The sequence below is a fragment of the Ruegeria sp. CDSA241 genome (assembly GCF_059611265.1).
Map to the genome: position 1 here is coordinate 157,407 of NZ_JBXWPF010000006.1, position 22,648 is coordinate 180,054.

22 protein-coding genes and 3 pseudogenes are annotated in these 22,648 nt (G+C 54.0%); 8 read left to right on the plus strand and 17 right to left on the minus strand.

Annotated elements, in window-relative coordinates:
* Positions 1 to 28 precede the first annotated feature (28 nt).
* Both AC2FJV_RS07635 and AC2FJV_RS07640 read right to left on the minus strand, forming a co-directional pair.
* Complete coding sequence (locus AC2FJV_RS07635) at positions 29 to 1,489, minus strand: cbb3-type cytochrome c oxidase subunit I (RefSeq protein ID WP_496694039.1); 1,461 nt, start codon at positions 1,487 to 1,489, stop codon at positions 29 to 31.
* Positions 1,490 to 1,999, minus strand: coding sequence for a cytochrome C oxidase subunit I (locus tag AC2FJV_RS07640; protein ID WP_281995482.1), 510 nt, complete (start codon positions 1,997 to 1,999; stop codon positions 1,490 to 1,492).
* Between the two features lie 106 nt (positions 2,000 to 2,105).
* On the opposite strand from AC2FJV_RS07640, the gene AC2FJV_RS07645 reads away from it, so the two are divergent.
* A complete protein-coding gene (locus tag AC2FJV_RS07645) occupies positions 2,106 to 2,570 on the plus strand; it encodes an RrF2 family transcriptional regulator (RefSeq protein ID WP_271949894.1) in 465 nt (154 codons plus the stop codon).
* Positions 2,571 to 2,603: 33 nt separating this feature from the next.
* Here the strand turns inward: AC2FJV_RS07645 and AC2FJV_RS07650 are convergent, their stop codons facing one another.
* The 8 genes from AC2FJV_RS07650 to AC2FJV_RS07685 are packed head-to-tail and all read right to left on the minus strand — an operon-like array spanning position 2,604 to position 7,576.
* Positions 2,604 to 2,729 (minus strand): hypothetical protein, encoded by a 126-nt coding sequence (locus tag AC2FJV_RS07650; RefSeq protein WP_271949891.1) that lies wholly within the window; start codon positions 2,727 to 2,729, stop codon positions 2,604 to 2,606.
* A 25-nt stretch (positions 2,730 to 2,754) separates the two neighbouring features.
* Entirely contained in the window at positions 2,755 to 3,627 is an 873-nt protein-coding gene (gene ccoP / locus AC2FJV_RS07655) for a cytochrome-c oxidase, cbb3-type subunit III (RefSeq protein WP_496713278.1), read from the minus strand.
* Positions 3,618 to 3,785, minus strand: coding sequence for a cbb3-type cytochrome c oxidase subunit 3 (locus tag AC2FJV_RS07660; RefSeq protein ID WP_281973918.1), 168 nt, complete (start codon positions 3,783 to 3,785; stop codon positions 3,618 to 3,620). Before AC2FJV_RS07660 ends, ccoP begins: the two co-directional genes overlap by 10 nt.
* Complete coding sequence (gene ccoO / locus AC2FJV_RS07665; protein WP_496690057.1) at positions 3,782 to 4,513, minus strand: cytochrome-c oxidase, cbb3-type subunit II; 732 nt, start codon at positions 4,511 to 4,513, stop codon at positions 3,782 to 3,784. Before ccoO ends, AC2FJV_RS07660 begins: the two co-directional genes overlap by 4 nt.
* 6 nt (positions 4,514 to 4,519) lie before the next feature.
* Positions 4,520 to 6,139, minus strand: a complete 1,620-nt coding sequence (gene ccoN / locus AC2FJV_RS07670; protein WP_496713280.1) for a cytochrome-c oxidase, cbb3-type subunit I — start codon at positions 6,137 to 6,139, stop codon at positions 4,520 to 4,522.
* The gene (locus AC2FJV_RS07675) at positions 6,129 to 6,419 is read right to left on the minus strand and encodes a TehB-like domain-containing protein (RefSeq protein WP_496713282.1); all 291 of its coding nucleotides are present in this window, start codon (positions 6,417 to 6,419) and stop codon (positions 6,129 to 6,131) included. Before AC2FJV_RS07675 ends, ccoN begins: the two co-directional genes overlap by 11 nt.
* Positions 6,420 to 7,160: a DUF2189 domain-containing protein gene (locus tag AC2FJV_RS07680; protein WP_496713284.1), complete on the minus strand. Its 741-nt coding sequence runs from the start codon at positions 7,158 to 7,160 to the stop codon at positions 6,420 to 6,422.
* The gene (locus tag AC2FJV_RS07685; protein WP_142637645.1) at positions 7,157 to 7,576 is read right to left on the minus strand and encodes a group III truncated hemoglobin; all 420 of its coding nucleotides are present in this window, start codon (positions 7,574 to 7,576) and stop codon (positions 7,157 to 7,159) included. The genes AC2FJV_RS07680 and AC2FJV_RS07685 overlap by 4 nt, the downstream gene beginning before the upstream one ends.
* Positions 7,577 to 7,717: 141 nt before the next feature.
* Between AC2FJV_RS07685 and AC2FJV_RS07690 the strand changes: the two are divergent.
* Positions 7,718 to 7,816: pseudogene (locus AC2FJV_RS07690) on the plus strand (IS6 family transposase); the annotation flags it as partial.
* A 60-nt stretch (positions 7,817 to 7,876) separates the two neighbouring features.
* Here AC2FJV_RS07690 and AC2FJV_RS07695 read toward each other — a convergent pair.
* Entirely contained in the window at positions 7,877 to 8,830 is a 954-nt protein-coding gene (locus tag AC2FJV_RS07695; protein ID WP_496694047.1) for an AraC family transcriptional regulator, read from the minus strand.
* A gap of 139 nt (positions 8,831 to 8,969) precedes the next feature.
* On the opposite strand from AC2FJV_RS07695, the gene AC2FJV_RS07700 reads away from it, so the two are divergent.
* The 4 genes and pseudogenes from AC2FJV_RS07700 (at position 8,970) to AC2FJV_RS07715 (ending at position 11,081) form a co-directional block, all read left to right on the plus strand.
* Positions 8,970 to 9,494: a DUF4142 domain-containing protein gene (locus AC2FJV_RS07700; protein ID WP_496690059.1), complete on the plus strand. Its 525-nt coding sequence runs from the start codon at positions 8,970 to 8,972 to the stop codon at positions 9,492 to 9,494.
* Between the two features lie 29 nt (positions 9,495 to 9,523).
* On the plus strand, positions 9,524 to 9,841 hold the full coding sequence (locus AC2FJV_RS07705; RefSeq protein WP_496713303.1) for a cupredoxin domain-containing protein: 318 nt from the start codon (positions 9,524 to 9,526) through the stop codon (positions 9,839 to 9,841).
* Between the two features lie 66 nt (positions 9,842 to 9,907).
* Positions 9,908 to 10,018 (plus strand): annotated as a pseudogene (locus AC2FJV_RS07710) (integrase); the annotation flags it as partial.
* A 271-nt stretch (positions 10,019 to 10,289) separates the two neighbouring features.
* Positions 10,290 to 11,081 (plus strand): inositol monophosphatase family protein, encoded by a 792-nt coding sequence (locus AC2FJV_RS07715; protein ID WP_496690061.1) that lies wholly within the window; start codon positions 10,290 to 10,292, stop codon positions 11,079 to 11,081.
* 575 nt (positions 11,082 to 11,656) lie between these two features.
* Here the strand turns inward: AC2FJV_RS07715 and AC2FJV_RS07720 are convergent.
* From AC2FJV_RS07720 to AC2FJV_RS07745, 6 genes are all read right to left on the minus strand, one after another.
* Positions 11,657 to 12,730, minus strand: coding sequence for an ABC transporter ATP-binding protein (locus AC2FJV_RS07720; RefSeq protein ID WP_496713286.1), 1,074 nt, complete (start codon positions 12,728 to 12,730; stop codon positions 11,657 to 11,659).
* A complete protein-coding gene (locus tag AC2FJV_RS07725; protein ID WP_496690063.1) occupies positions 12,727 to 14,943 on the minus strand; it encodes an ABC transporter permease in 2,217 nt (738 codons plus the stop codon). The genes AC2FJV_RS07720 and AC2FJV_RS07725 overlap by 4 nt, the downstream gene beginning before the upstream one ends.
* Entirely contained in the window at positions 14,944 to 15,969 is a 1,026-nt protein-coding gene (locus tag AC2FJV_RS07730; protein ID WP_496678075.1) for an ABC transporter substrate-binding protein, read from the minus strand.
* A gap of 479 nt (positions 15,970 to 16,448) precedes the next feature.
* Positions 16,449 to 18,476, minus strand: coding sequence for an oxidoreductase (locus tag AC2FJV_RS07735; protein WP_496713288.1), 2,028 nt, complete (start codon positions 18,474 to 18,476; stop codon positions 16,449 to 16,451).
* A 388-nt stretch (positions 18,477 to 18,864) separates the two neighbouring features.
* Positions 18,865 to 20,151 (minus strand): TRAP transporter large permease, encoded by a 1,287-nt coding sequence (locus AC2FJV_RS07740; RefSeq protein ID WP_496713290.1) that lies wholly within the window; start codon positions 20,149 to 20,151, stop codon positions 18,865 to 18,867.
* Positions 20,148 to 20,426: a TRAP transporter small permease subunit gene (locus tag AC2FJV_RS07745; RefSeq protein ID WP_281995473.1), complete on the minus strand. Its 279-nt coding sequence runs from the start codon at positions 20,424 to 20,426 to the stop codon at positions 20,148 to 20,150. Before AC2FJV_RS07745 ends, AC2FJV_RS07740 begins: the two co-directional genes overlap by 4 nt.
* 413 nt (positions 20,427 to 20,839) lie before the next feature.
* Between AC2FJV_RS07745 and AC2FJV_RS07750 the strand changes: the two genes are divergently transcribed.
* Together AC2FJV_RS07750 and AC2FJV_RS07755 are read left to right on the plus strand one after the other, a co-directional pair.
* The gene (locus tag AC2FJV_RS07750; protein ID WP_496713292.1) at positions 20,840 to 21,529 is read left to right on the plus strand and encodes a hypothetical protein; all 690 of its coding nucleotides are present in this window, start codon (positions 20,840 to 20,842) and stop codon (positions 21,527 to 21,529) included.
* 12 nt (positions 21,530 to 21,541) lie between these two features.
* Positions 21,542 to 22,069, plus strand: a pseudogene (locus tag AC2FJV_RS07755) (HupE/UreJ family protein); the annotation flags it as partial.
* Between the last annotated feature and the right edge of the window lie 579 nt (positions 22,070 to 22,648).

Sequence of the window (22,648 nt, forward strand, 5' to 3'; positions counted from 1 at the left end):
TTGCAGATGGGAAGAGCGCGGACCATCATCAGCTGTCACTCCGCCCAAGACGCAGCACAAAGCGCAGAACAAAGAGCAACGTTCCCAACACAACAAGCACGCTGAACAAAGTGCCAATGCGGTCATGGGTCAGCCATTCTTCGTAGTGCACCGCCCAACGGCGGGGAATCGAAGCCGCGCCAGAGAACAGAAACACTGTCACAAACCCTGCGGCACCCGCGAGGTAGGTCACAAAGGCGACACGGTCCAACCCGCTCATCTGGGCGATCGTTTTGCCACGTACCAGCCAGGCCATGAAACCAAAGGCCATCGCCACCTCGCCCAGCAGCAGGTAGGTATGGAAATGCCCCGGGACCCACATAGTGTTGTGCATCACCTTGTTCACGCTGATCATTCCATCGATCGACGCGGGGATTGAGCCAACCGCCCAGCCTGCCACGGACAGAACCAGCAGCGAGGACGTCAGATCCCAGGTCATTTTTGAGCCGCGCACGTAGAGGAATGTGGAAAACGCCGTGACCGCGATAAGGGGAATGCCGCTGAAGTACGAAACCAGTTGCCCGATCACCAGCATCCAAGGTGGCATGACAACATCTTGCAGCAGATGGTGCCAGTAAACAGCCATCACGAATATCAGTACGGCATTCCAGGCTATCGCAAACAGTCGGTTCGATTTCCAAGGCTTGCCGGTGTATTCCGGCAGGATTTCATAAACCGCAGTCACCGCCATATAGATCGAGGCATTGATGAAAACGTGGCCAAAGAAATAGATCAGGTTCTTGGCCAGCAGCGCATATACTTCAAATCCCGGTACCAGCAGATGGACAAGGCTTGCCACCAAAACCGCTGCGCCCAGGATGATCCCGATCGAATTGAATATGGTCACCGCCGCCGCTGCAACGATGGTTGGTGGTGGAGGATTGTCGTCCTCACGTCCGAGGATCAGATTCCAACCTAGCGCCCGGACAAGATTGCCATAGCGGGCATGGATCTGTCGGCCAAGCTCGAGGTAATAAAGCAGAAAACCAATGCCAATTGAAACATAACCCAGCATAAAAGTTGCAGCTGCACCCGCTTCCCACGCTCCGCCGGACATCGCGGGCAACGGAAACAGGAATGTCCATGCGCCTCCATATCCGCCAATAAAGATCGAGCCTAGGATCAGGACAACACCCAACAGGAACAGGGCAAGGAAAGCCCAGAAAATTGCAGCTGTCAGGACAATGTGACGTCCGCAAAAATACCACATGATCGCGGCGCCAGACAGCGCCGCTGTACCGACCATTCCGGCACCATGGGCCGTCAGGAGCTGATAGAACAATGCCGGATCCACTTCGATCCATTGACCCTGCGCGGCGCGCATGATCAAGCCAAAGACCATCATCAAGGCAAAGACCGCGCCAGAAAGGATCATGGTCAGCTTAACTGCCCCGACCTGGGGTTCGGTGGCGTTTGATTTTTCCACGACAAGTTCAGATACAGCGCTCATTTATTCCTCCACCGTGACGACTTCGAATTCGTTGACCATGTCCTGATGTGCCACTCCGCAGAACTCCATGCACAGGATTTGGTAGGAGCCTGGATCATCGAACGTATACGTGACTTCGGTTGTGTAGCCCGGGATCACCTGGACCTGCGTCAGAAGGCGAAGGTCTGAGGTGTAAATGCCCAATCCGTGGGTAACGTCTTCGGTCGTGGCGCTAAAATTTATGGGTATTCCAGCGGGGATCTCGACGGTGTCGATATCCCACCACCACTGTCCGCTGGTGATAGAGACGGTCAAGGCGTCGTCTGTGCTGGCTACGGCATGTGGCCACGGTCGCAATGTGCCAACCGCAACAATTACGCCGACAATCGTCATTGCCCAGATCAAGCCCGAACGTTTCGAGTTGGCCTTGGGTCCGGGTTCCGGCCCATCAGAAGCCCGCACGGCCAACCAGAAGACAAGTGACAGCACTGCCATCAGGATCAGCGAGATCAATAACACAACGGGCTGCATGAGCCACCCCATCTATTAGGTATTCTAAATGCCCATTATAAGGGTAAAAAAAAGATGTCGATAAAATAGGCATTTTCAAAGCCTATTATTTATGGGAAGAATAACTATGCAAATTACCAAGTTCTCCGACTATGCCCTGCGCATCCTGATCCATCTTGCCACCCACGAAGATGGGTTGATGTCGACGCGTGAAATCGCGGCTATGCAAAACTTGCCCTTCAATCACCTAGCCAAGATCTCTCAGTGGCTTACACACGAGGGCTATGTGGAATCTGTGCGTGGACGAAACGGGGGTATGCGTATGGCTCTACCTCCCAATGCGATCTCGATTGGCGGCCTGCTACGTAAATCCGAACGCGGCACACCTTTGGTGGAATGCATGAAGGAAGACGGCGGCTGTTGCGTTATGACGCCCGCTTGTGGATTGTTGCCAATTCTGAACGAAGCTCAGGAGGCGTTTTTTGCTGCCTTGGACACCAAGACTTTACAGGACGTATTGGAAGGAAACCGTGGCATGAAAAACCTGATCCGAGCGTTGGAAGTCAGTCATGCGCTGGCATCAAGCGATTAATACGCAAACTGTAGTCCTATAATAATTTGATTGTTACTTGGCCGCGCCAGGCACAGCCTTTTCAATCGCCTGCCCTTCCCATGCCTCGAAAGCCATGGAAAGGTGCCATGCCTTGAACCCGATGTAGCCGACCAGAAGGACCAGTATCATCAGATACATTGCCCTTCGGAATCGTGGATTTTCTTCAACTTGGTGCATCTTCTGCATTCCACAGTAGATACAACGTGAGCATTCGAATCTGGGCGTCGCTCAGACGTCCTTCCCACGCAGGCATCACACCTTGCCGACCGTGATAAATGCTATGGTAAATCTCATCCCGGTCGCCTCCATAGATCCAGCGTTCATCACCCAGATCGGGCGCGCCGATTTCATAGCCCCCGCGCCCGTCATCGCCATGACAGGCCGCACAGTTTTCTTCGAAGATCAATCTACCGGTGCCAGCCGCCGTCGCATCATGCTGCTTTCCAGAGAGGGCCAAGACAAATTCTGTAACCTCTTCAACCTGCTGCTTTTCGATCATGCCGTCTGCGCCAAACGCCAGCATCTGTGCAATCCGTGTATCGTCATGCTGCGCATTGATCCCATAGCGTATGGTCGCCTCAACCTCTTCCGGTGCGCCTGACCACAGCCAATGTCCGTCTACCAGATTGGGAAAACCAGGCTGCCCTTTCAGATCATTCCGGTGACAAGCGGCACAATTGTCAGCGTAAAGCTTGGAAATCGACGCTCTATACCTTGCCTCCAGTGTTGGGTCTGCGGCCAGTTCTTCGATATCCTGTGACGCAAAAGGCGCAAATGTCATTTCACGATCAGCATTCGCTTGCTGAAGTTCTGCAACAACCTCTGATCGGGATGAATACCCCAACAGCCCTTTTGCATAGTCGCGCGCACCTGGGAAGGATGGGTAGAACACCCAAAACAGTGCTGCGATGATGATACTGATCCACAAAGCCCATCGGGCCGCCCAGGGAACAGGTGTGTCCAACTCTTTGATACCGTCCCACTCGTGGCCGGTCAGATCAGTACCGGAAACCGGATCCTTTCCCTTTAGCGCCACGGCTGATCCTCCTGATGGTCCAGCGGAGATTGCGCAGCGTCATCGTAGACTTTTCGCCGTGAGGGCCAGTAGGTCCAGACAACTGCGGCAAGGAAGACGACCAGCAGGTAGATTGCACCCCAGGTCTTGGAGAAGACAAGAACGGTATCATGTGTCATCGATTAATCTCCTCGTGATCTACCGAATCCAGATCGGCCAATGTGCCAAGAACCTGCAGATAGGCCACAAGGGCATCCATTTCCGTCAACTCACTCGGGTGCCCGTCGTAATCCCTGACCTGAACGTTTTCACCGTAACTTTCTTGCAGTTCACCTTCATAATATTGCTCGGCATCTGCTTGCCATGCAGCATCCTTTTCCGCATTTTCGATCTGAGCATCTGTGTAAGGCACCCCGGCGCGGCTAAGGGCTCTTAAAGAGGCAGGCAGGTGGCCTGTTTCCAGCCGCGCGTCAGACAAAAACGCATAACCAGGCATGATCGAGCCTTCCACCAGCTCTCGTGGCGCTTCCAGATGCGCCACATGCCATGCGTCTGAGTATTTACCGCCAACTCGCGCCAAGTCCGGCCCTGTACGTTTCGAGCCCCATTGGAACGGGTGGTCATACATGCTTTCGGCGGCGAGGCTGTAGTGCCCATAGCGTTCGATATCCGACCGTAGGGTGCGGATCATTTGACTGTGGCAGGCATAGCAGCCCTCGCGCACATAAATATCGCGCCCGGCCAGTTCCAGCGGAGTGTAGGGCCGCATACCGTCGACTTCTTCCACCGTGTTTTCGATGGTGAACAAAGGGGCGATTTCAACAATGCCACCGATTGATGCAACCAGCAGGATGGCCATGGCAAAGCCAAGTGAGTGGCGTTCGAGCTTTTGGTGTTGTGTACTCATGGGCTGCTACTCCGCCGGCTGGACCAAAGGTCCGGATTGCCTGGTCTCGGTTTGCCGCGGCCCACTGACCGTCATGTAGATGTTGTATGCACCGATGCACGCTCCGATCAGATACAGCAGCCCCCCGATCGCACGGGCGACATAGTAAGGATGCATTGCGATCACACTGTCGAGGAAGGAATAAAGAAACGCACCATCCGCATCATAGGTCTGCCACATCAGCGATTGTGTGATGCCACTGTTCCACATTGCGCCGACGTAAATCAGCGTCCCGCTCAGGGCGAGCCAGAAGTGCCATGCCTCCAGCCGCAATGAATACACGCCATCTCGTTTCCAAATCCAGGGCACCATTTTATACATGGCACCAAAGGTGATGAAGGCGACCCAGCCCAACGCGCCGGCATGTACGTGGCCGACGGTCCAATCCGTGTAGTGGCTCAGCGAATTGACCGGACGGATCGCCATGAACGACCCTTCGAATGTCGACAGTCCGTAGAACAGAATCGCGACCATCATAAACCGGACCGCCGGATCCGTCCGGACCTTATCCCAAGCCCCGTTGATCGTAAGGATTCCGTTGAACACAGAGGCCCAGCTGGGGACCAGCAGGATGATCGACATGGTCATGCCAAGGTACTGAACCCAGTCCGGTAGCGCCGTGTAGTGAAGGTGATGTGAGCCAGCCCAAAGATACAGAAAGGTGATCCCCCAGAAGCCAACAATTGACATTCGGTAAGAGTAGATTGGCCGGTTCACAGCTTTGGGCAAGAAGTAATACAGCATCCCTAGGAACCCGGCGGTCAGCAGGAAGCCAACAGCATTGTGCCCATACCACCATTGCGTCATTGCATCCTGTGTGCCGGAAAACAGCGAGTAGCTTTTGGGATAGGCAATGGAAACCGGAACCGAGAGGTTGTTCACCGTATGCAGCATCGCGATGACGACGATGAAGGCCAGGTAGTACCAGTTAGCCACATATATATGCGGTTCGGACCGGCGAGAGAGCGTCTTTAGGTACAGACCTAGATAACCAACCCAGACGATCAGCAAAACCAGATCCATATACCATTCCGGTTCGGCATATTCCTTCGATTGGGTGATCCCCAAGGGGTAGCCGGTCGCCGCAAGGACCATGAACAGATTGTACCCCCAGAACACCATCCAGGGCAGCGATTCACTGGCCAATCTGGCGCGCGAGGTACGTTGGACCACATAAAACGACGTCGCGATTAACGCGTTGCCACCAAAACCAAAAATCACGGCAGATGTATGAACCGGGCGCAACCGGCCGAAGTTCGACCAGAACATATCACCGTTCAGTGCTGGAAACGCCAACTGCCAGGCGAGGATATCGCCAACCGTGAACCCTATGATTGCCCAAATCAGCGCGGCGATGACACCAAACCGAATGACCTTGTCATTGTATTCTAAAGGGATGTCCTTTGGGGCCTCGCTCAAACGGTTGATCATCCACATCAACCCCCAACCAGCGGCTATTGCGATCAACCAACCGTGCAGCACGTAGGCGGTAGGAACCCCCCAGCCAAGTATGGCTACGCCACCGACAAAGATCAAAGCAAGGGCACACAGGACGGCAGCATCCTCAAGAAAACTCTCACGCTGCATCGGGCGCCTCCTGCCGGTGGAAGCGTACTTCAAACTCAACTTCGCCAATCGGGTTCACCGAATGAGTTTCCTGTGGCGCGAACACAGCAGTGGCCCCAACGCCCAGAACCAGATCACCCTTGTCATCCCGGCTCAGTAGAAGTTGCCCATTTTGCACAGCCAATTGACCCCAAACACCCGCTTTGGTGCTGTGATCTTTGCGCAGCTTTTCTGGCAATGTCTCATGCGTGAACCGCGAGGTCGCATAGTGCACCAAGCCTTTTGGAAGCGCTTCGGTCATTTATGCATCTCCATGAAAAAGCTCGGCATAAGCATGCCAGGTCGCGTACCCGAGCAATGGGAACACCACGACCAAACCCAGTAGCCCGGACAGTATTCCAACCAAAGTCAAAAGAGTGATGATGGCTCCCCAGCACAAGCAAAGCTTGAAGTTGTGAGTGGTGGCGTTGAAACTGAGCCCCATAGCCGAGAAGCCATCGATCTTGCGGTCGATCAGCATTGGCAATGAAAACGCTGACACCGCAAACCCTAATGCCGCAAACAGCCCGCCAACCAATGATCCTGCGATTAACAGCGCCCATCCTGATGGCGTAGTAATCAGCAAAAGCAGCGTATCTGCGAAGCTTGAGAATGGGCGCAGCCCGTAGATTATGGCGAACATAACTGTGGCCGCGCGAATCCAGATGAGAGCAAAAACCATCAGTATGACGCCCACCAACGTAATCTGACCCGTGGCCGCTCTGAGCCCTGTTTTACCGCTTGCTACGGAATAAAGACCAATCGTTGCAAGTGGTCCGACCAAAACGCCGCCAGCTAGCAAAGGCAACAAAACCCAACCGAGATCGTTGAGCATCAGGGCCGCAACGCAAATCCACCCCAGAACTACGAGTGAACCACCGTAAAGCAAGGAATATCCCGGGTTGCGTTTCACGTCGCCCCAGCCCGCCTGCAGCCAACGTTTGACAACGCGTGCCGGAGGATCAGAGATGACCTGAGCTTTGGTATAGACAGAGACCGTCATGACAACACCGGTGGAGTGTCAGCCTCACGACGAAAGTTCTCAATTCCGAATGACAAGCCCTTACCGATCCTGCTGGCCAAATGAGAGAACGCTTCGGCGGTTGCAGGTTTAAGGGCTTTTTTTGCGGTGTCTTCGAACAGGTCGAGCCACAGGCGAAAATGTTCTGGCAGGATTTCAGAGTTCGCCAGGTGAACCTGCATCGGGTTACCCGAATAGCCTGCCTCTCGTAGAATGGCGCCGCGCCAAAAGGCTGCGATCTTTTCTTCGTGTTCCGGCCAATCTTCGATTGCCCTGTCAAATACCGGCCCCAGATCAGGATGCACTCTGATGCGCGCATAGAACTGGTTGACCAAAGTCGCGATTTCATCCGCTGTGATGTCAAACATATGTGGCCGAATTGGCATGGTACGAGTCATCGGATCTACCTTAACGATACGCCTCACTATCTGTGTGCTATAATAGGCATTGTCAATACCTATTATAACGTGAATGGTGTGATCAACATCAAGGGGAAAGGCGCGTGGGTCTATCTTTACCCAGCCGTCGACAACCACGGCAAAACGCTCGACGGAATAGAAGTGGTGCACATAATCCGCAAAGGGCAAATCACGCCCGGTGTCTGTCCGTTTCGGCAATTTACGGAGCTGGCGGCTTAGTCCGCCGGTACAAAGATATCACTGTGGCAAGTTAAAACTTCGCAACAGATCCCGTCCGGTTTATTGCGCCGATGATAATGTGATCTGCCGACGGAAGCCGGCAGGTGAGAGGCCAATTTCCCTCTTGAAAACGCGTGCAAAAGCAGAATCCGATGCGTATCCAGCGCGTTCTGCCGCATCCGAAACAGAACTTGATGGGTCAGTAAGACAGCGTTTCGCGATCTCCAGCCGCCAAGCTGTTACGTATTGCATTGGCGACATCGCCATCTTTTTCTGAAACTGAACCGCAAAGTTTGTTCGTGACATGCCTGCAATGCGCGCCATTGTTTCTATCGTCCAGGATGCGCTTGGATCCTTGTGAAACGCGTCAAGAGCCCGAGCCAGATGGTGATCAGAGAATCCGTTCAAGCCCCACCTCGAGGATTCGTCACTTTCCACAAACGAACGTATTGCCTGCGCAAGAATGGCTTCTGACATCTTCAAAGCAATGAGATCGCCACCGAGGCGAAGACCCCCGGCCTCATCTCCGATCATGCGCAGTGTCGCCTCCATCCATTTTCCAGCGGATTCCCCGTAATTCCTTAGGTGAATGATCGGTGGAAGGCGTTCCAACAGTATGTGTTTTGCATGAGGGTCGAATGAAAAATGGCCGCAGATAAGTTGCGTGTCACGTTCATCGCCGTCGCCGCCGTAAACCAGAACCCCAGTTCCAGTGTATCCCGACCGCTCGATTACCGTGTCCAGCGGCAAAACTGCATCTCTTGTTTCAGCCGCGCAGTACAACTTGTGTGACGCGCCATGCGGAACAATCAACAGATCGCCCTGCTCCAGCGCCACCACTTTTTCATATCCTTCAACTTCGATCAGGCAATTGCCCCTATGAGCAAAATGAAATCGGGCGACGTTATTGAACTTGGGAACTTCAATCCCCCAAGGGGTGGTCAACGAAGTTCGAAAATAGAGCGCGCCTTGAACAGACAGTTTCGTAAGGATATCGCTAAGCAAATCAAGCATGCATTTTCATGGCAGTATTTGGCGTTTTTGTACAGTATCTTGAACGATCTGCACAGAAAATCGAACGTTCCCGCATGTATCTCACTTCCCGGGTCGGATTACTCCTATTGCCATCGTAACACTCAGTGGAGTCTCCAAAATGAAGAAACTGATTTCCCCATTTGCTGTGGCACTTGCCATGACTGGCGCTCAAGCCTCTGCGCAAGACGTCGCCGAGATGAGCGATCTCGAATACGCTCACATTGCCTATACGGCCGACAACATCGACATTCGGTATGCCTATCTGGCGCTGGCTTTGTCGTCGAACCCCGACATCCATGAATTCGCAAACACAATGATCCGCGACCATACTGCCGTGAACGAAGCGGCCTTGGGCTTGCTCGACAAACTGGGCGCGTCAGCGCAGGACAACGCGTTCAGCCAGACGCTGAATGCCAATGCCGAAGAGATCATCGATGGCTTCGTCAAGCTGCGTGGCGCAGAGTTTGATGCCGCTTATGCAGCCAATGAATTGGCCTATCATCAGGCGGTGAATGATCTGGTGGAGAACACAATGATCCCCAATATCGACAATGCCGAGGTGAAGGCCTTGTTCGAGCAGGGTCTTGAAATCTTTAAAGCCCATGAAGGTCACGCCGAAATGATGGTCGAGGCGCTTCAGTGATGGGAAAAACTCAGTCACGCCGTTGCGTGATGGTTGGAGCGGTCGCATCGGCGGCCGCTCTCGCTTTAACCCGAACGCGGGCCCGAGCCGCAGAACCCGTAATCCATGAAGTCAGGATCAAGGCATTCGCATTCACGCCAAAGCTTCTGAACGTGTCTGTTGGTGACACCATTCTATGGACGAATGAGGATCTGGCGCCACATACCGCGACAGCCGATGACTTCGGGTGGGACACTGGGGAGATGGTAAACGGTGTCAGCGCCAAAGTTGAGGTTACCAAAGGTATGGAAACAAAATATTTCTGTGCGTTTCATCCACATATGAAGGGAACAATTGTGATTATGTGATTTGGCTCATTGGATCGACTGAACGAAAGCGGACTATGATGCAGGTCGCAGGATATGGAATTTGGGCTTCGCGCCTTCCAGCTTCTGTTGGGGCACACAAAGATGGACAGCACGGTCACGTATCTTGGTGTTGAACTTGAAGATGCCTTGGCTATCTCCGAAGCCATTGAAATATAATATCTCTGGGCCGCTCTCGCAGGCAGCCCGAAGCGGACCGTCATCGCAACTTCAAGTGCTGCGATGCAGCGTTCTCAAAATCCGGCAATGGTCACGAGCAATAGGCGACTTCACTGCACGGAAGTGAATGAGTGCTTTGATTGGCATATTCTTTCGACAGAAACTCGGGCGACTCGAAGAAAGTGGATTTCTGTCTGGCAAACACTGTTTTGTGTTCTGACACCCCATCCACTAGGGATGGTTTTGCATTTAGCAGGAAGTGAGCCGACCTATGCATAACATCATTGCACGAAGAAACTTCGCCGTTGCGGTAGCAGAAGAGGCAGGCGCGCTTGCACTAGAGTATTTTGCTTCCAGAGATACCTTGGTCATTGATCAAAAAGGCGCGCAAGACTGGGTCAGCGAGGCGGATCGCAACGTCGAGACCTTCATTCGCCAAAAGATTGTGAACTCTTTTCCCGATGATGGGATTTATGGCGAAGAACACGCGGAAAAAGCTGGCTCCAGCGGTTTTGACTGGGTGATCGATCCGATTGATGGGACAACGAACTTCGTCAATGGCATTCCGGCCTGGACGATTGTCTTAGCGTGCGTTTCGGACAGTCAGACGCAGGTCGGTGTGATTTTCGAGCCAAACGTTGGTGAAACTTACGTGGCGGTCCGAGGCGAAGGTGCCACTTTGAATGGACACGCCATGCAGGTTGCCTCAAGCGTGGAGCTGGCAAGTGGAACCGTCTCAATAGGTTATTCGAACCGGGTCGAGGCATCAAAAGTCATACCGGTGATTGCGGCCCTTATCGAACGTGGCGCTCTCTATCATCGCAATGCAAGCGGTGCGCTTTCGCTGGCCTATGTCGCGGCGGGACGTCTATTGGGGTACACTGAAGAGCACATGAACGCCTGGGATTGCCTCGCCGGTCAGTTGATGATTGCCGAAGCAGGTGGCGAGATCGAGGATCAAGACGCCGACGGGATGATCCGGGACGGTGGTCGCGTAATCGCTGGCACACCGGCCGTGTTCGGGACCTTGAAAATGATCTGCGACGACGCTTGGAACGAATGACGTCCTTCAGGCAATCGGGCTCGACCCGAATTCAGGTTGAAGAGTTTTAATATCCGCACGCCAGAAGTGGCCCAGACCAGGTTGAACAATCCGACGATCGATTTTCTGCCCTGCAAGATGGCACCAAAGCAGTGTTCCGACCGCGCCTTGGGTTACAATGGCCAAGTCTTTTCCGTCTTGGTTTATGACGATTGACAGGACTGTTCGAACGATACGCAGTTGCGCGGCATGGGCTGTTTCCCAACTGCAGAAGCTGGACATAGGTGCCTTGAAAAAGGTGTCAGCGGCGGACCTTGAATATCGAGGGAGGAAGGAACCCGGTAGTGTTTCGGTCGTTCTCACTCAATCCAGGCTCGGAATTCGCGACCAGCCCCAAAGGCTTTGCAAGGATAGCGTCTGTATCGGACGCTTTTCGCTCGGTACTGGACCAGATATCTGTCACGCTAGACATGGTCTTACTTTGTGAAAATGTGTCGGCTCGGGCGCGGCCAATTTCACTCAAACCCTATTCGGTGACTGGTTTCTCTGGCTCAAGGACGACCTCCGGGTGAGAGACGACTAAAAGTTTACCCACGTCACCCTTCCGGCAACAGAACGGGGCCACGTTCGGCAAAAGACATTTTGACTTCCGAGCCGATTTCCAGTGGCTCGTCCACGTCGTCCTGCACAGCAAATACCTGCCCGAAGGCACCGGCCAGAGTGTACTCCATCCGCACGCCAACATAGGTCGCCTTGGCAACTTTGGCCGGGATGCCGATATCAGATCCAATCAATATCCGTGACGGGCGCACGGCCAGTGTTGCGGGACCAGGCGTTAGGCCACGAGAGGGGAGTGTGTGTTGATAGCCCTCGATTTCGATCGTGGCTAAATCGCCTTTGACGGAATAAATAGTGCAGCTGATCAGGTTAGCCTCACCAATGAAATCGGCCACAAACCGGTCAACCGGCGCATCATAGAGTTTACGCGGCGTGCCGATCTGTGCGATGGCAGCGTTGCGCATGACGACAATCTCATCTGAAACGGCAAGGGCTTCTTCCTGATCGTGAGTCACATAGACGACGGTCAAACCGAGATCTTGCTGAATGGCGCGGATATCTTCGCGCACCTGGCGGCGCAGTTTTGCATCGAGGTTTGAGAGAGGTTCGTCAAAGAGCAAAACCTGCGGTTCCAAAACCAACGCACGAGCGACGGCAACGCGCTGTTGCTGCCCCCCGGAGAGTTCACTTGGCAAACGGTTGTCGAAGCCCTTCAGGCCAACCAAGTCTAACCCATGCAGCGCGCGCGATCGGGACTCGCGCTTGTCGAAGCCGGAAAAGGTCAACCCATACATGACGTTTTCCAGCACGCTCATATGAGGAAAAAGCGCGTAGGATTGGAATACCATCGACACGTCACGGTCGGTAGCGGGTAATTTGGTCACGTCTCGGTCGCCGATCAGAATTCGGCCCGAGGTCGCCATTTCCAGACCTGCGATCATGCGCAACGTCGTCGTTTTGCCGCAACCAGAAGGGCCCAAAAGCGTCACCAACTTGCCGGCCTGGACGTGTAGATCGATGCTGTCGACAGCCACCACATCCCCGCCGAACACTTTCGAAACCCCCTCGAAACGAACAGGCGCGGCTTTACTTGCTATAGTCGTTTCGGTCATGTCGTTTTCTCTGTCCCGAGTTGTGTACGTCGCCCGATCTGAACACGGCCCACGAGGATTTGTAACATCCCGACTGCCGCCAACATCACGAAGATCAGCGTTGTGGAATATGCGATTGCAAGACCGTAATCGTTGTTTTCGACCCGACCGATAATGTAGCTGGTAGCCATGTCATACTCTGCTGAAACAAGGAATATCACCGCCGAAATCGCCGTCATGGCCCGGACAAAACTGTAAACCAGCGCAGCTAGGATAGCGGGCCGTAAAAGAGGAAGAATTACCCGCCTGAAAGTCTGCCAGGAATTTGCACCGAGCGTCAGCGAAGACTCGTCAAGCGACTTGTCTAATTGTGACATAGACGCAATACCCGCGCGAACCCCAACCGGCATATTGCGGAAGATAAAGCTGACGACAAGGATAACGCCTGTGCCAGTGATCTCGATCGGGGGCACGTTGAATGCCAGGATATAGCTTACGCCAATAACCGTGCCGGGAATGGCGAAAGAGAGCATCGTACCAAACTCAAACGCATTCTTTCCCGCAAAACTTTGCCGTGTCAGCAGATAGGCAGTGACCAACCCTACGGCGGCCGTCAACGGTGCGGCAATGGCAGCAATGGTGATTGTGGTCCAGAAGCTATCCCAGGCGGCTCCGGTCCAGCGAATACCTTCTTCTTCGAAGCGAACCGAAAAGGCTGTGACGTAGTGCTTGAACGTCAGCGAGTTATCAACGCCCCACAGTTCGACGATACTTCCATAGATGATCATCCCGTAAACCACGGCAGTGAAAACCGCCCAGGCAATTGCAATGCCCAGAACCGGTATGGCAAGGCCGCGCGGCATCAAGGGGTGCACACCCGCGTCGCCCTTGCCGGAAACTGTGGTATAACTCTTTTTCCCCAGCCACGCGCGCTGCGCATAGAAGGCGGAAAGTGTGAAGAACAGCAGCACCATGGCCAGAACAGCAGCCCGGCCCTGATCGTATTGCGCACCGACGATGGCAAAAAATATCTCAGTCGAAAGCACATCGAAGTTTCCGCCCAAGACAAGTGGGTTGCCAAAATCGGCCATGGATTCGATGAACCCAAGCAGGAAGGCATTGGCCAGGCCGGGACGCATCAGAGGCAGGGACACGGTTTTGAATGTTTGCCAACGATTGGCTCGAAGGGTTTGGGCGGCCTCTTCCATCGAAGGTGACACCCCTTCGACCACCCCGATCAAAACCAGAAAGGCGATCGGCGTAAATGCCAGAGTCTGAGCGATCAGCACCCCGGGCATACCATAAAGCCAGCGCGTAGGCTGCACACCAAAGATCTCAGCAACAAATTTGGTGACCGAACCGGAAAGCCCAAACAGCAGGATCAGTGCAAGACCAATCACGAAGGGCGGTGTGATAATCGGCAAAACTGTCAGCGCGCGCATCCCGCGTTTAAAACGAAAACCTGACCGTGTGACGACAAGTGCAAAACATAGTCCAAGTGCCGTCGTGATGAAGCCCACAAGAACTGCAAGAAACAGAGAGTTCCACGCGGCGCCGCATTTGGCACCGGCAAAACAGCCCAAGCCCCAAAGTCGGTCATCAAAGAACTTCGAGGCAAAAACCGAAACTGAATAGACACCATCTTCGGTAACGAAGGCGGCAAACAACATCTTCGCAATTGGAAAGAAAACGAAAATTGTAACAATGGTGATTACGCCACCAATAGCGCTAACGACGAAAACGTCGCCGTTGATAGCGCCGCGCGCTGCAATACCCTGAGTTAAAAGGAACAGAAACGCTGTGGCGCAGATCATCGCGCCGTATCCCATGCCGAACTGGCGGATCTTCGGTTCTCCGAACAGCACCTTCATCCATTCGAAATTGAACCCGCGAAGGCCAATTGAGAACCCTTGCGCAATCAGCCAGCCAAAACCCAAGGCACCAGCCAAAATCAGGATACGTGCATATTGTGGATCGGACTTTGGCTTGCCGAGTATCAACAAAGGCAAGGTAAGCGGGACCAAAAGCGGCGTAAGCCACAGCTTTTCGCCCTGTCCGATCAGGAAAGCAGCGGGCGCATAATCTTCATCGAACGGATATCCATCGACCAGCCATACGAATGACCAAATGCCATCCTCCACCATGAACCATGGCAGCAGACAGAAACCAACCCACCCGGCAACAATCCAGAAGATCAGAACCGGGTGGTTCGTTTTTGGTGTGGTATCAGTCACTTACTGTGGCAGTACTGAGACCTCTTCGTCCCATTTCTGCAAGAGACGCTTGCGTTCGTCAGACGAGCCGTACTTTTTGAAGTCATAGTCAATAAGCTTGATCTGGCTCATGTCAGGTGCGCTTTCAGAGGTTTCCGCATTTTTGTTGGACGGAACCTGGAAGGCGTTAACCTCAAGCGCAAGGTTCTGGGCCTCGGGGCTGAGCGCCCAGTCATAGAACTTTTTGGCTTCTTCTTCATTTCGAGCGCCGTCAATGATCGACATCGAACCGATCTCATAGCCTGTGCCTTCGCATGGGGCCACGACCTTGACCGGAAAACCTGATACGGCCTGCTTGACCGCATCATGCATGAAGACGATACCGATGGTGTTCTCACCCCGACCGGCGGCCTTGATTGGGGCTGAACCCGACTTGGTGTACTGGTTGATGTTCGAATGTAGGCCCTTCATGAACTCAAAGCCGTCGTCTTCGCCAAATATCTGAACCATCGAGGCAAGCGTCGTATAAGCGGTGCCCGAGGAATTCGGGTTCGCCATTTGCACGTGCCCTTTATACTCGGGCTTCAGCAAGTCTTTCCAACATGCGGGCTCAGGCAGGCTGTTCGCGGCCAAGAGGTCGGAGTTGTATCCGTAGCCGAGTGCGCCTGAATAAATTCCGATGGTTTTGTTACCTGCACTTTCAGCCTGCGAGATTGCCCAGTCGTGAAGCTGGTCACGCATCGGCGACACGTATTCCATCGTCAGGCCTTCTTCGGCAGCTTGCAAATGGGGATCACCGGTACCGCCCCACCATACATCGCCTTTAGGATTAGAACTTTCCGCGCGAATTTGTGCAAACGTCTCGCCCGAGGACTTGCGGGTCATATTGACGTCTATACCGGTGGCATCCTCGAAACTGCGCGCCATGAGTTGACACCAATCTTCCTGTGCCGAGCAGTAAAACGTCAGCTTCTCAGCTTGGGCCGCAGTTAGCGAAGCCGCAAATGCTATCAGCGATCCCGCCAGCGTCGTCGTCAGATTTTTCAATTTCTTTCCTCCCCTATGTGTCGTGCCGAAATTTTCAGCGCGATACTCGTCAATTCGTCGTTAGTGGCGGTCGCTCTAAGTCGCTAGTTGATCTAATTGCGTTGGCCAGATCAACATCCGACCAGCCTCCCAATGACAGAAGCAATCTCAACACTGTACTGTTGGTTCTGCAAGAAAATTCAACGAGCATTGGTTTTCTGCACCGGTGGGTTTTGAACCGCCAAGCCTGTTTACAGCACCAAGTTTGAGTATCGGGAGCGTATTTTGATGCCGCATTGTTTAGGCAGCCCTTTGCTGAGGCGGCCGCTTCCTCCAGCGTAGAGCAAGCATCGTATTTCGAACTTAAGATCTGCTTTTCGTCTGCAAACTAGGTCTCTGTGCGAGTGCTGCGAACTTCTGCTTTCCTGAAGGTTTTTCGATGCGGGCCGAGGTACAGCTTTGCCTTCGCCGCAACTGATGAAAAATGCTCGAAGCGCAGCTCAGGCTGAACAGCAAATACGCATAGCGTCGAGAATAGCGGCGTGCATATTGCGGCCTGCGATCGCGTCACCAATTCGGGCCAGATAGAACTGGCCATCCGGCTCGTCTTCCCTGAACGGGAATGAACCATTGATCAGCGCCTTGTGATCGACCTGCCCAAGGTTTCGCGAACCTGGCTTTAGATCGTGATAGAGCGCGTCCGTCGGGACTAGACCATGTTCGACAACCACGTGGTCGACAAGACGCTTGGTGATATCACCGGTCAAGACATTGCGCAGGCTGGCGCACACCCGGTTTCCCTCTTGGCTTAGAGCACGGAGTTCGTGGAGGCAGGTAAAGGTCACCCCGTTGGCTGCCAGATCGCGCAAAGCAACGGCAGAGGTCGTTGGGCCAAGGTCATGCAGAATCGCCCGGTCGGGGGTCACAAGTTCGACGCTGTGGCCAGCGCCTGCCAACATGTCGGCCGTGACTGCCGCGGGATGGTCTCCAATCTCGTCGAACAATAGAACTTCGCCCGAGACACGCGCTTCTCCGGACAGAACCTCCCAACTGGAGAGCGCCAGATCGCCGCCTGGAATGGATACTGGCTCGGGCCATCCTCCGGTAGCAACTATGACTAAATCCGGGGCTTCTCTAAACACGTCACTGGCCTCGACAAAGGTATTCATGCGGAGATCAACACCAAGGGTGTTAACCTCGGAAATCAACCAATCGGCGACACCCCATATCTGCCTGCGTGTCCCGCCCTTGGCTGCCAAAACAAGCTGCCCCCCCAGCCGATCTGACGCCTCGAACAAAACCACATCGTGACCGCGCAAGGCACTGACCCGCGCTGCCTCCAGACCGCCAGGTCCACCGCCGACGACAACCACCTTCCTTCGGGTGCGGCTGGCAGGAATGACATGGGGTAAAGTTTGCTCCCGCCCGGTGGCGGCATTGTGTCCGCACACGGCGGGCTTGCCCTGATTGACCCGGTCCACGCAATACCCGAGGCCGACACAGGTACGGATACGATTCTCTTCCCCACGCGCCAGTTTTGCCACCAAATAAGGATCAGCCATTTGGGCGCGCGTCATGCCGACCAGATCGACATGGCCGCCTGTAACCGCGTGGCGAGCCGTTGCAATGTCTGCGATGCCGCCTGCATGTAGGATCGGCAGGTTGACGGCTTCGCGGATGCGTCCGGCCACAGTAATATGCGGAGCGGCTGGCAGCCCCATAGGACGCACCCATTCAGCAAGGCCAAGATCATCGTAGGGTGCCCCGACCAGGATGTTGAGCAGGTCGACATGGCCACTATCTTCCAGCATCCGGGCGGCGGCAATGCAGTCCTCGGCGCTCAGCCCGCCCTCAATCAACTCATCGCCGGTGATGCGCATGGACAGTATGAACTTCGGACCGACCTCGGCGCGCACCGCATCCAATACCTGCAGGGTCAGGCGCATGCGGTTCTTCAACGTGCCACCAAAGGCATCGTCGCGTTGGTTGGTGAGCGGAGACAGAAACTGGCCCAGCAAATGCGAGTGGGACAGAAGCTCGATCCCATCGAACCCGCCCTGCTGACAACGTCGCGCCGCAGCGGCATAATCGCCGATCACTCGTTCAATGTCCTCTTGTTCCATTGCTTTGGGAAAGGCGCGGTGCGCGCGTTCGCGAACGCCGGACGGGGCAACAACCGGCAACCAATGCCCATCATCCCAAGCAGTACGGCGTCCCATATGAGTGATTTGACACATGATAGCGGCCCCATGCAGATGCACGCCATCCGTGAGCTTCCGAAACCAGGGAACGATACTGTCGTCGCCGGCATAAAGCTGGCCGAATACCGAGGGGCTGTCGGCAGCGATATTCGTCGATCCTCCGATCATTGTCAGGGCGACGCCACCCTTGGCCTTTTCTTCGTGATACAGCCTGTAACGGTCTCGCGGATGACCATCTTCGACGTAATTGGGCGCGTGAGAGGTGCTGACGATACGGTTGCGCAGCGTCAGGTGCTTGAGCTGAAACGGATCAAGTAGTTTCGCCATGGTCAACTCCCTTCGGTAACGACACCGGTTAAAAACAGCTCCGGGTCGGGCCCGTTTGACAGCTTCTGTGACTGACAACGTTCGCTGTCAAAGTTATGCTACTTGGGAAATACGGGGAGAGAGTTCACTTTTTCCGACACTGATCCACAAAATGACGACCAGACCAAGAAATGTGGAACGCCACTGACCTTTGACTCAATTGACAGCCAAAACCTCAATGAGTCGGAGGATCACGTCATTCAATTCTAACCTAAACGTCGGGCATTTCTGACCCAGAAAGTATACGGTTAGTGTCTCAAATGAGCCCTAGCCATGGGGTCCAATCCTACTGAGACATGGCGTTAAGGATGAAAAGGGTAATACTCAAGGAGTTTCATGAACGCGTTGCTTAGCCGCCGAACCCCGCCGCCTCGGGAAGCCACGTGGACAAAGGTGGGAATGCAAAGACGAGGATCAGGCCCAGCAGCATTAGCGCTGCATATGGCAAGGCGCCGCGAATGACCTCGTACAAAGGGGCTTTGGCAATGCCCTTGATGACGAAGAGATTCATCCCCACGGGAGGTGTGATCAGCGCAAGTTCGAGGTTGATCATTAGCAGGATGCCGTACCAAATTGGATCGATCCCCAATGCCAGCATGACAGGAAAAACGATTGGCGTCGTGATCAGGATGATCGAGATGGTCTCCAAAAACATGCCCAGCACCAGAATGAGCAGCATAACAGCTACGACAAACATGGCGGGGCTGAGGCCCATTGCCGTCACTTGTTCGACGATCTTTATGGGCAGGCGAATAATGGTTACGGCGTGACCAAACAGCGCCGCAGCAGCCAGGATCATGAACAGCATCGCCGTTGTGCGCACTGTTTCAAACGCAGTCACCCAAGGGTCGTTCAGACCGAAATTGCGGTAAACAACTACACTGATGAACAGCGCGTAAAGGCAGCCAATAGAAGCTGCTTCAGTAGCCGTAAATACTCCGAGGTAGATTCCGCCCAAAACCACCGGTGGCATCAATAAGGCCCAGATCGACTGTCTCATACGTGACCAAATAACGCCCATACCTGCAAATGGTTGAGAGACAGCCGTGCCCCCAAACCCAGCGCTGACCATCGCCCAAACCGCGAATATGACAGCCATCATGATACTCGGCACCAACCCGGCTAGGAAAAGAGCTCCGATCGAGGCCTCGGTTACAATGGCATAGAGAATAAGAGGCCCAGAGGGAGGAATCAGAATCCCGAGCGTACCGCCCGCTGCAATCACACCGTAGGAATTGCTGGGGCTGTAGTTGAAGCGCTTCATCTGCGAGATAGCCGTCGAGCCAATAGTAAGTGCTGTGGTTACAGACGAACCGGAAATGGCTGCGAATATGGTGCAGGAGAGGATCGTGGCGACCCCAAGTCCACCACGCAAATGGCCGACCATTGCATTTGCTGCATCGTAAAGGTCCTTAACCACGCCGGCACGGATCATCACGTGAGCCAAGAAAGCAAACATCGGTATAGCCGTAAGAAGTCCGTTGTTCAGTTTGGCAAACACCGTATCAGCCGCGCTGTTCACGTTGCCCTCCGTCAGCATCATTTTGATTAGCGATGTAAGCCCGAGCCCGGCAAAGATTGGCATACCCGTGAGCAAGAGGACAATCAGACCGGCCAAAATAAGAAACGTCCTCATGGTCGGCGCACCGTCAGAAGCGTAAAGATGCGAGCCAGAGCCGCAAGGATTAGTATCATCATGCCGATGAGTAGGAAGCCTTGCGGAATCCACATTTGAACGCTCAGATACCCGTCTGAATAGATCCCGAAATCGTATGAGAACTGCACCATAATCACCGCGCTGTAGAGAACAGCCGCAGCGACCAGGATCACACCAATCATCCCCCAAACCTCAACCAGCCATTGAGTGCGAGGTCCGGCGCGTTCAGTCAGCAGGTCGACCCCACAGTGCACTGGGCTACCGCCCGCCAGCTCCCGAAACCATCATCTCAATGGATCACAGGCCAATGATGCACTAACAATCAACTTGGACCAGTCAGATGAGGCTGCTCAGAACGTGGCCTCGCGACCGAACGCTAGGAGGCAGTCTTGCTACAGTTACCGATGTTAGCGACCTGAAATTAGAACGCATTGATCCGACCCTCAAACCGGGTGGATTTAGCACTCTGGTCAGATTGACCGTGAAAGTCGAAGGCGGCCATTGGGGGCACGCCCACATACGCGCCGTTACGTTCAGGGCGCTGGTTGAAGTTATACCAGAAGCCGGGCAATGGGAGTTGGATGGACTAACTGTAATCGAGGCTCGCGATCCAAATGCATAAGTGTTTAAGACCAAAGGTTTTTGCTTTCGGTATTTTTTTGTCAGCTTGATTTTGTCACTGACGCTGTCAGCCTCGGCGCATTTTTTGCTGAATCTCAATGTCCGCGTAACGCATGTCGAGCATTCCGTGGATAATCTGCGCGTCTTTATGCGTACACCCATGCCCTATCTGGTTGCGGACAAGGTCGGCGAGCAGGACGATGACGCTCTGCCAGATGCTGCACCATTCACGACCAATGCCATGAGTAACAGTCAGTTGGTCCATTTTGTCGACTTGCAAGCTGTAATGAGCGATCCCAACGGGCTGGGGCAAATCGCCGAAGGTGGGTTGCACCTGTTGATCGACGACCACCGCTTAAGAGGAACAGTTGAGGCCGTTCGCTTGCATCGCGTTGGAATTGAGCCCGGATTTGCAACTTTAGCCGAGGCTCAACAGGCAGTAGACACCGAAACGGCCTTAACGCCACCGCTTTTTGTTGGTGACACGATTGTCGATCTCGTCCTGCATTATGACACTGACGGCCCGATCCAATCGTACAGCATTGCCAACGTGCTGGACCCCGGTTTGCCGGATCAGGACCAAACGGCGAACCTCATTCTCGATTACGCGTCTGACACACCGCAGATTTTCCAGTCTCGGGGTCTGATGACCGACCCTGTGGAGGTTCAGCAAGAAGGGTACGGAGGATTCCTGAGTTTTGTCTGGGAAGGCACACGACATATCCTCGAAGGTTAGGATCATGTTCGGTTTGTTGTGTGTTTGGTCATTGGAGCGCAGACACTCAGGGCGCTATTGCTGCTTGCAACTGGTTTTACCGTTGGGCATAGCGTAACGCTGTCGCTGGGGTTTTTCGGGTTTGTACCATCGGGCGCGTGGTTTGTTCCTGCCGTCGAAACTGGAATCGCGCTTTCTATCATATTTGCAGCCGTCGCAGCGTTTGTGGGTTTTAAGGACAATGCGCGCTCTGAAGTCACGATGGTGCTTCTGACAACGCTGATTGGCCTCTTGCACGGGCTTGGGTTTAGCTTTGTGTTGCACAAGATCTTGCAGGTCACATCTCCAAACATCTGGCAAAGCCTACTTGCCTTCAATCTTGGCGTCGAGCTTGGCCAGGTCGCCATTATTCTTGCGCTCTGGCCTGCCTTGATAATGTGTCGGCGCGTGAACTCCAGCTTGTGGATGTCCTTACGAGTGGGCTTAGCCGGTGGATGTGCGGCTATCGCCTGCTTTTGGACCTTTCAACGAATTGCCGAGGTTTATTCCACGCTGGCTTAAGGTCATTGCAATGGCGCGTACCGTGATGATCGCCTGAGAGAATAGCGGACATTCGACTGTTCTGCAGCATAAGACAGATTGGGCTCAGCGCGGCCCGATGCTCGCGCGGCAATGCCGTTGTGATCGGCTGATCGAAACCGGCCACAGGAGGATCGGGTCAAGTCTTTGATCTTGTGTCTTATTGTTCAATGCGCGGACGTTGGGAAATCAGGAGCCATAGTTCGCGCTTCAGGCGGCGAAACCAGGGAGTGAGCCCAAACTAACGGATGCTGCGACACGCACGAAAGGCGGCTTACAAGCGCGGTATGCGATGCGATTAAGAACACTGATCAATAGGTCAAAGAGACAACATGATCGATCAAGAGCAATGAAAAAGAGTTCTTGCTACTTATAATAAGCTGATTAACCAGCGAGGGTTGCCGGGTGTACTTGTAAAACCCGTACGCGTGGAATGGTGTGGTCACGAAATGGCGGATCGTGAAAAAAAATCGCCCTATTGATCATCAAGGAGCTTCAGAGGAGATTTGCAGCGTCACATCTGCACGAACCAAAGATCCTGATACAGGGGTGCGGTGCAAA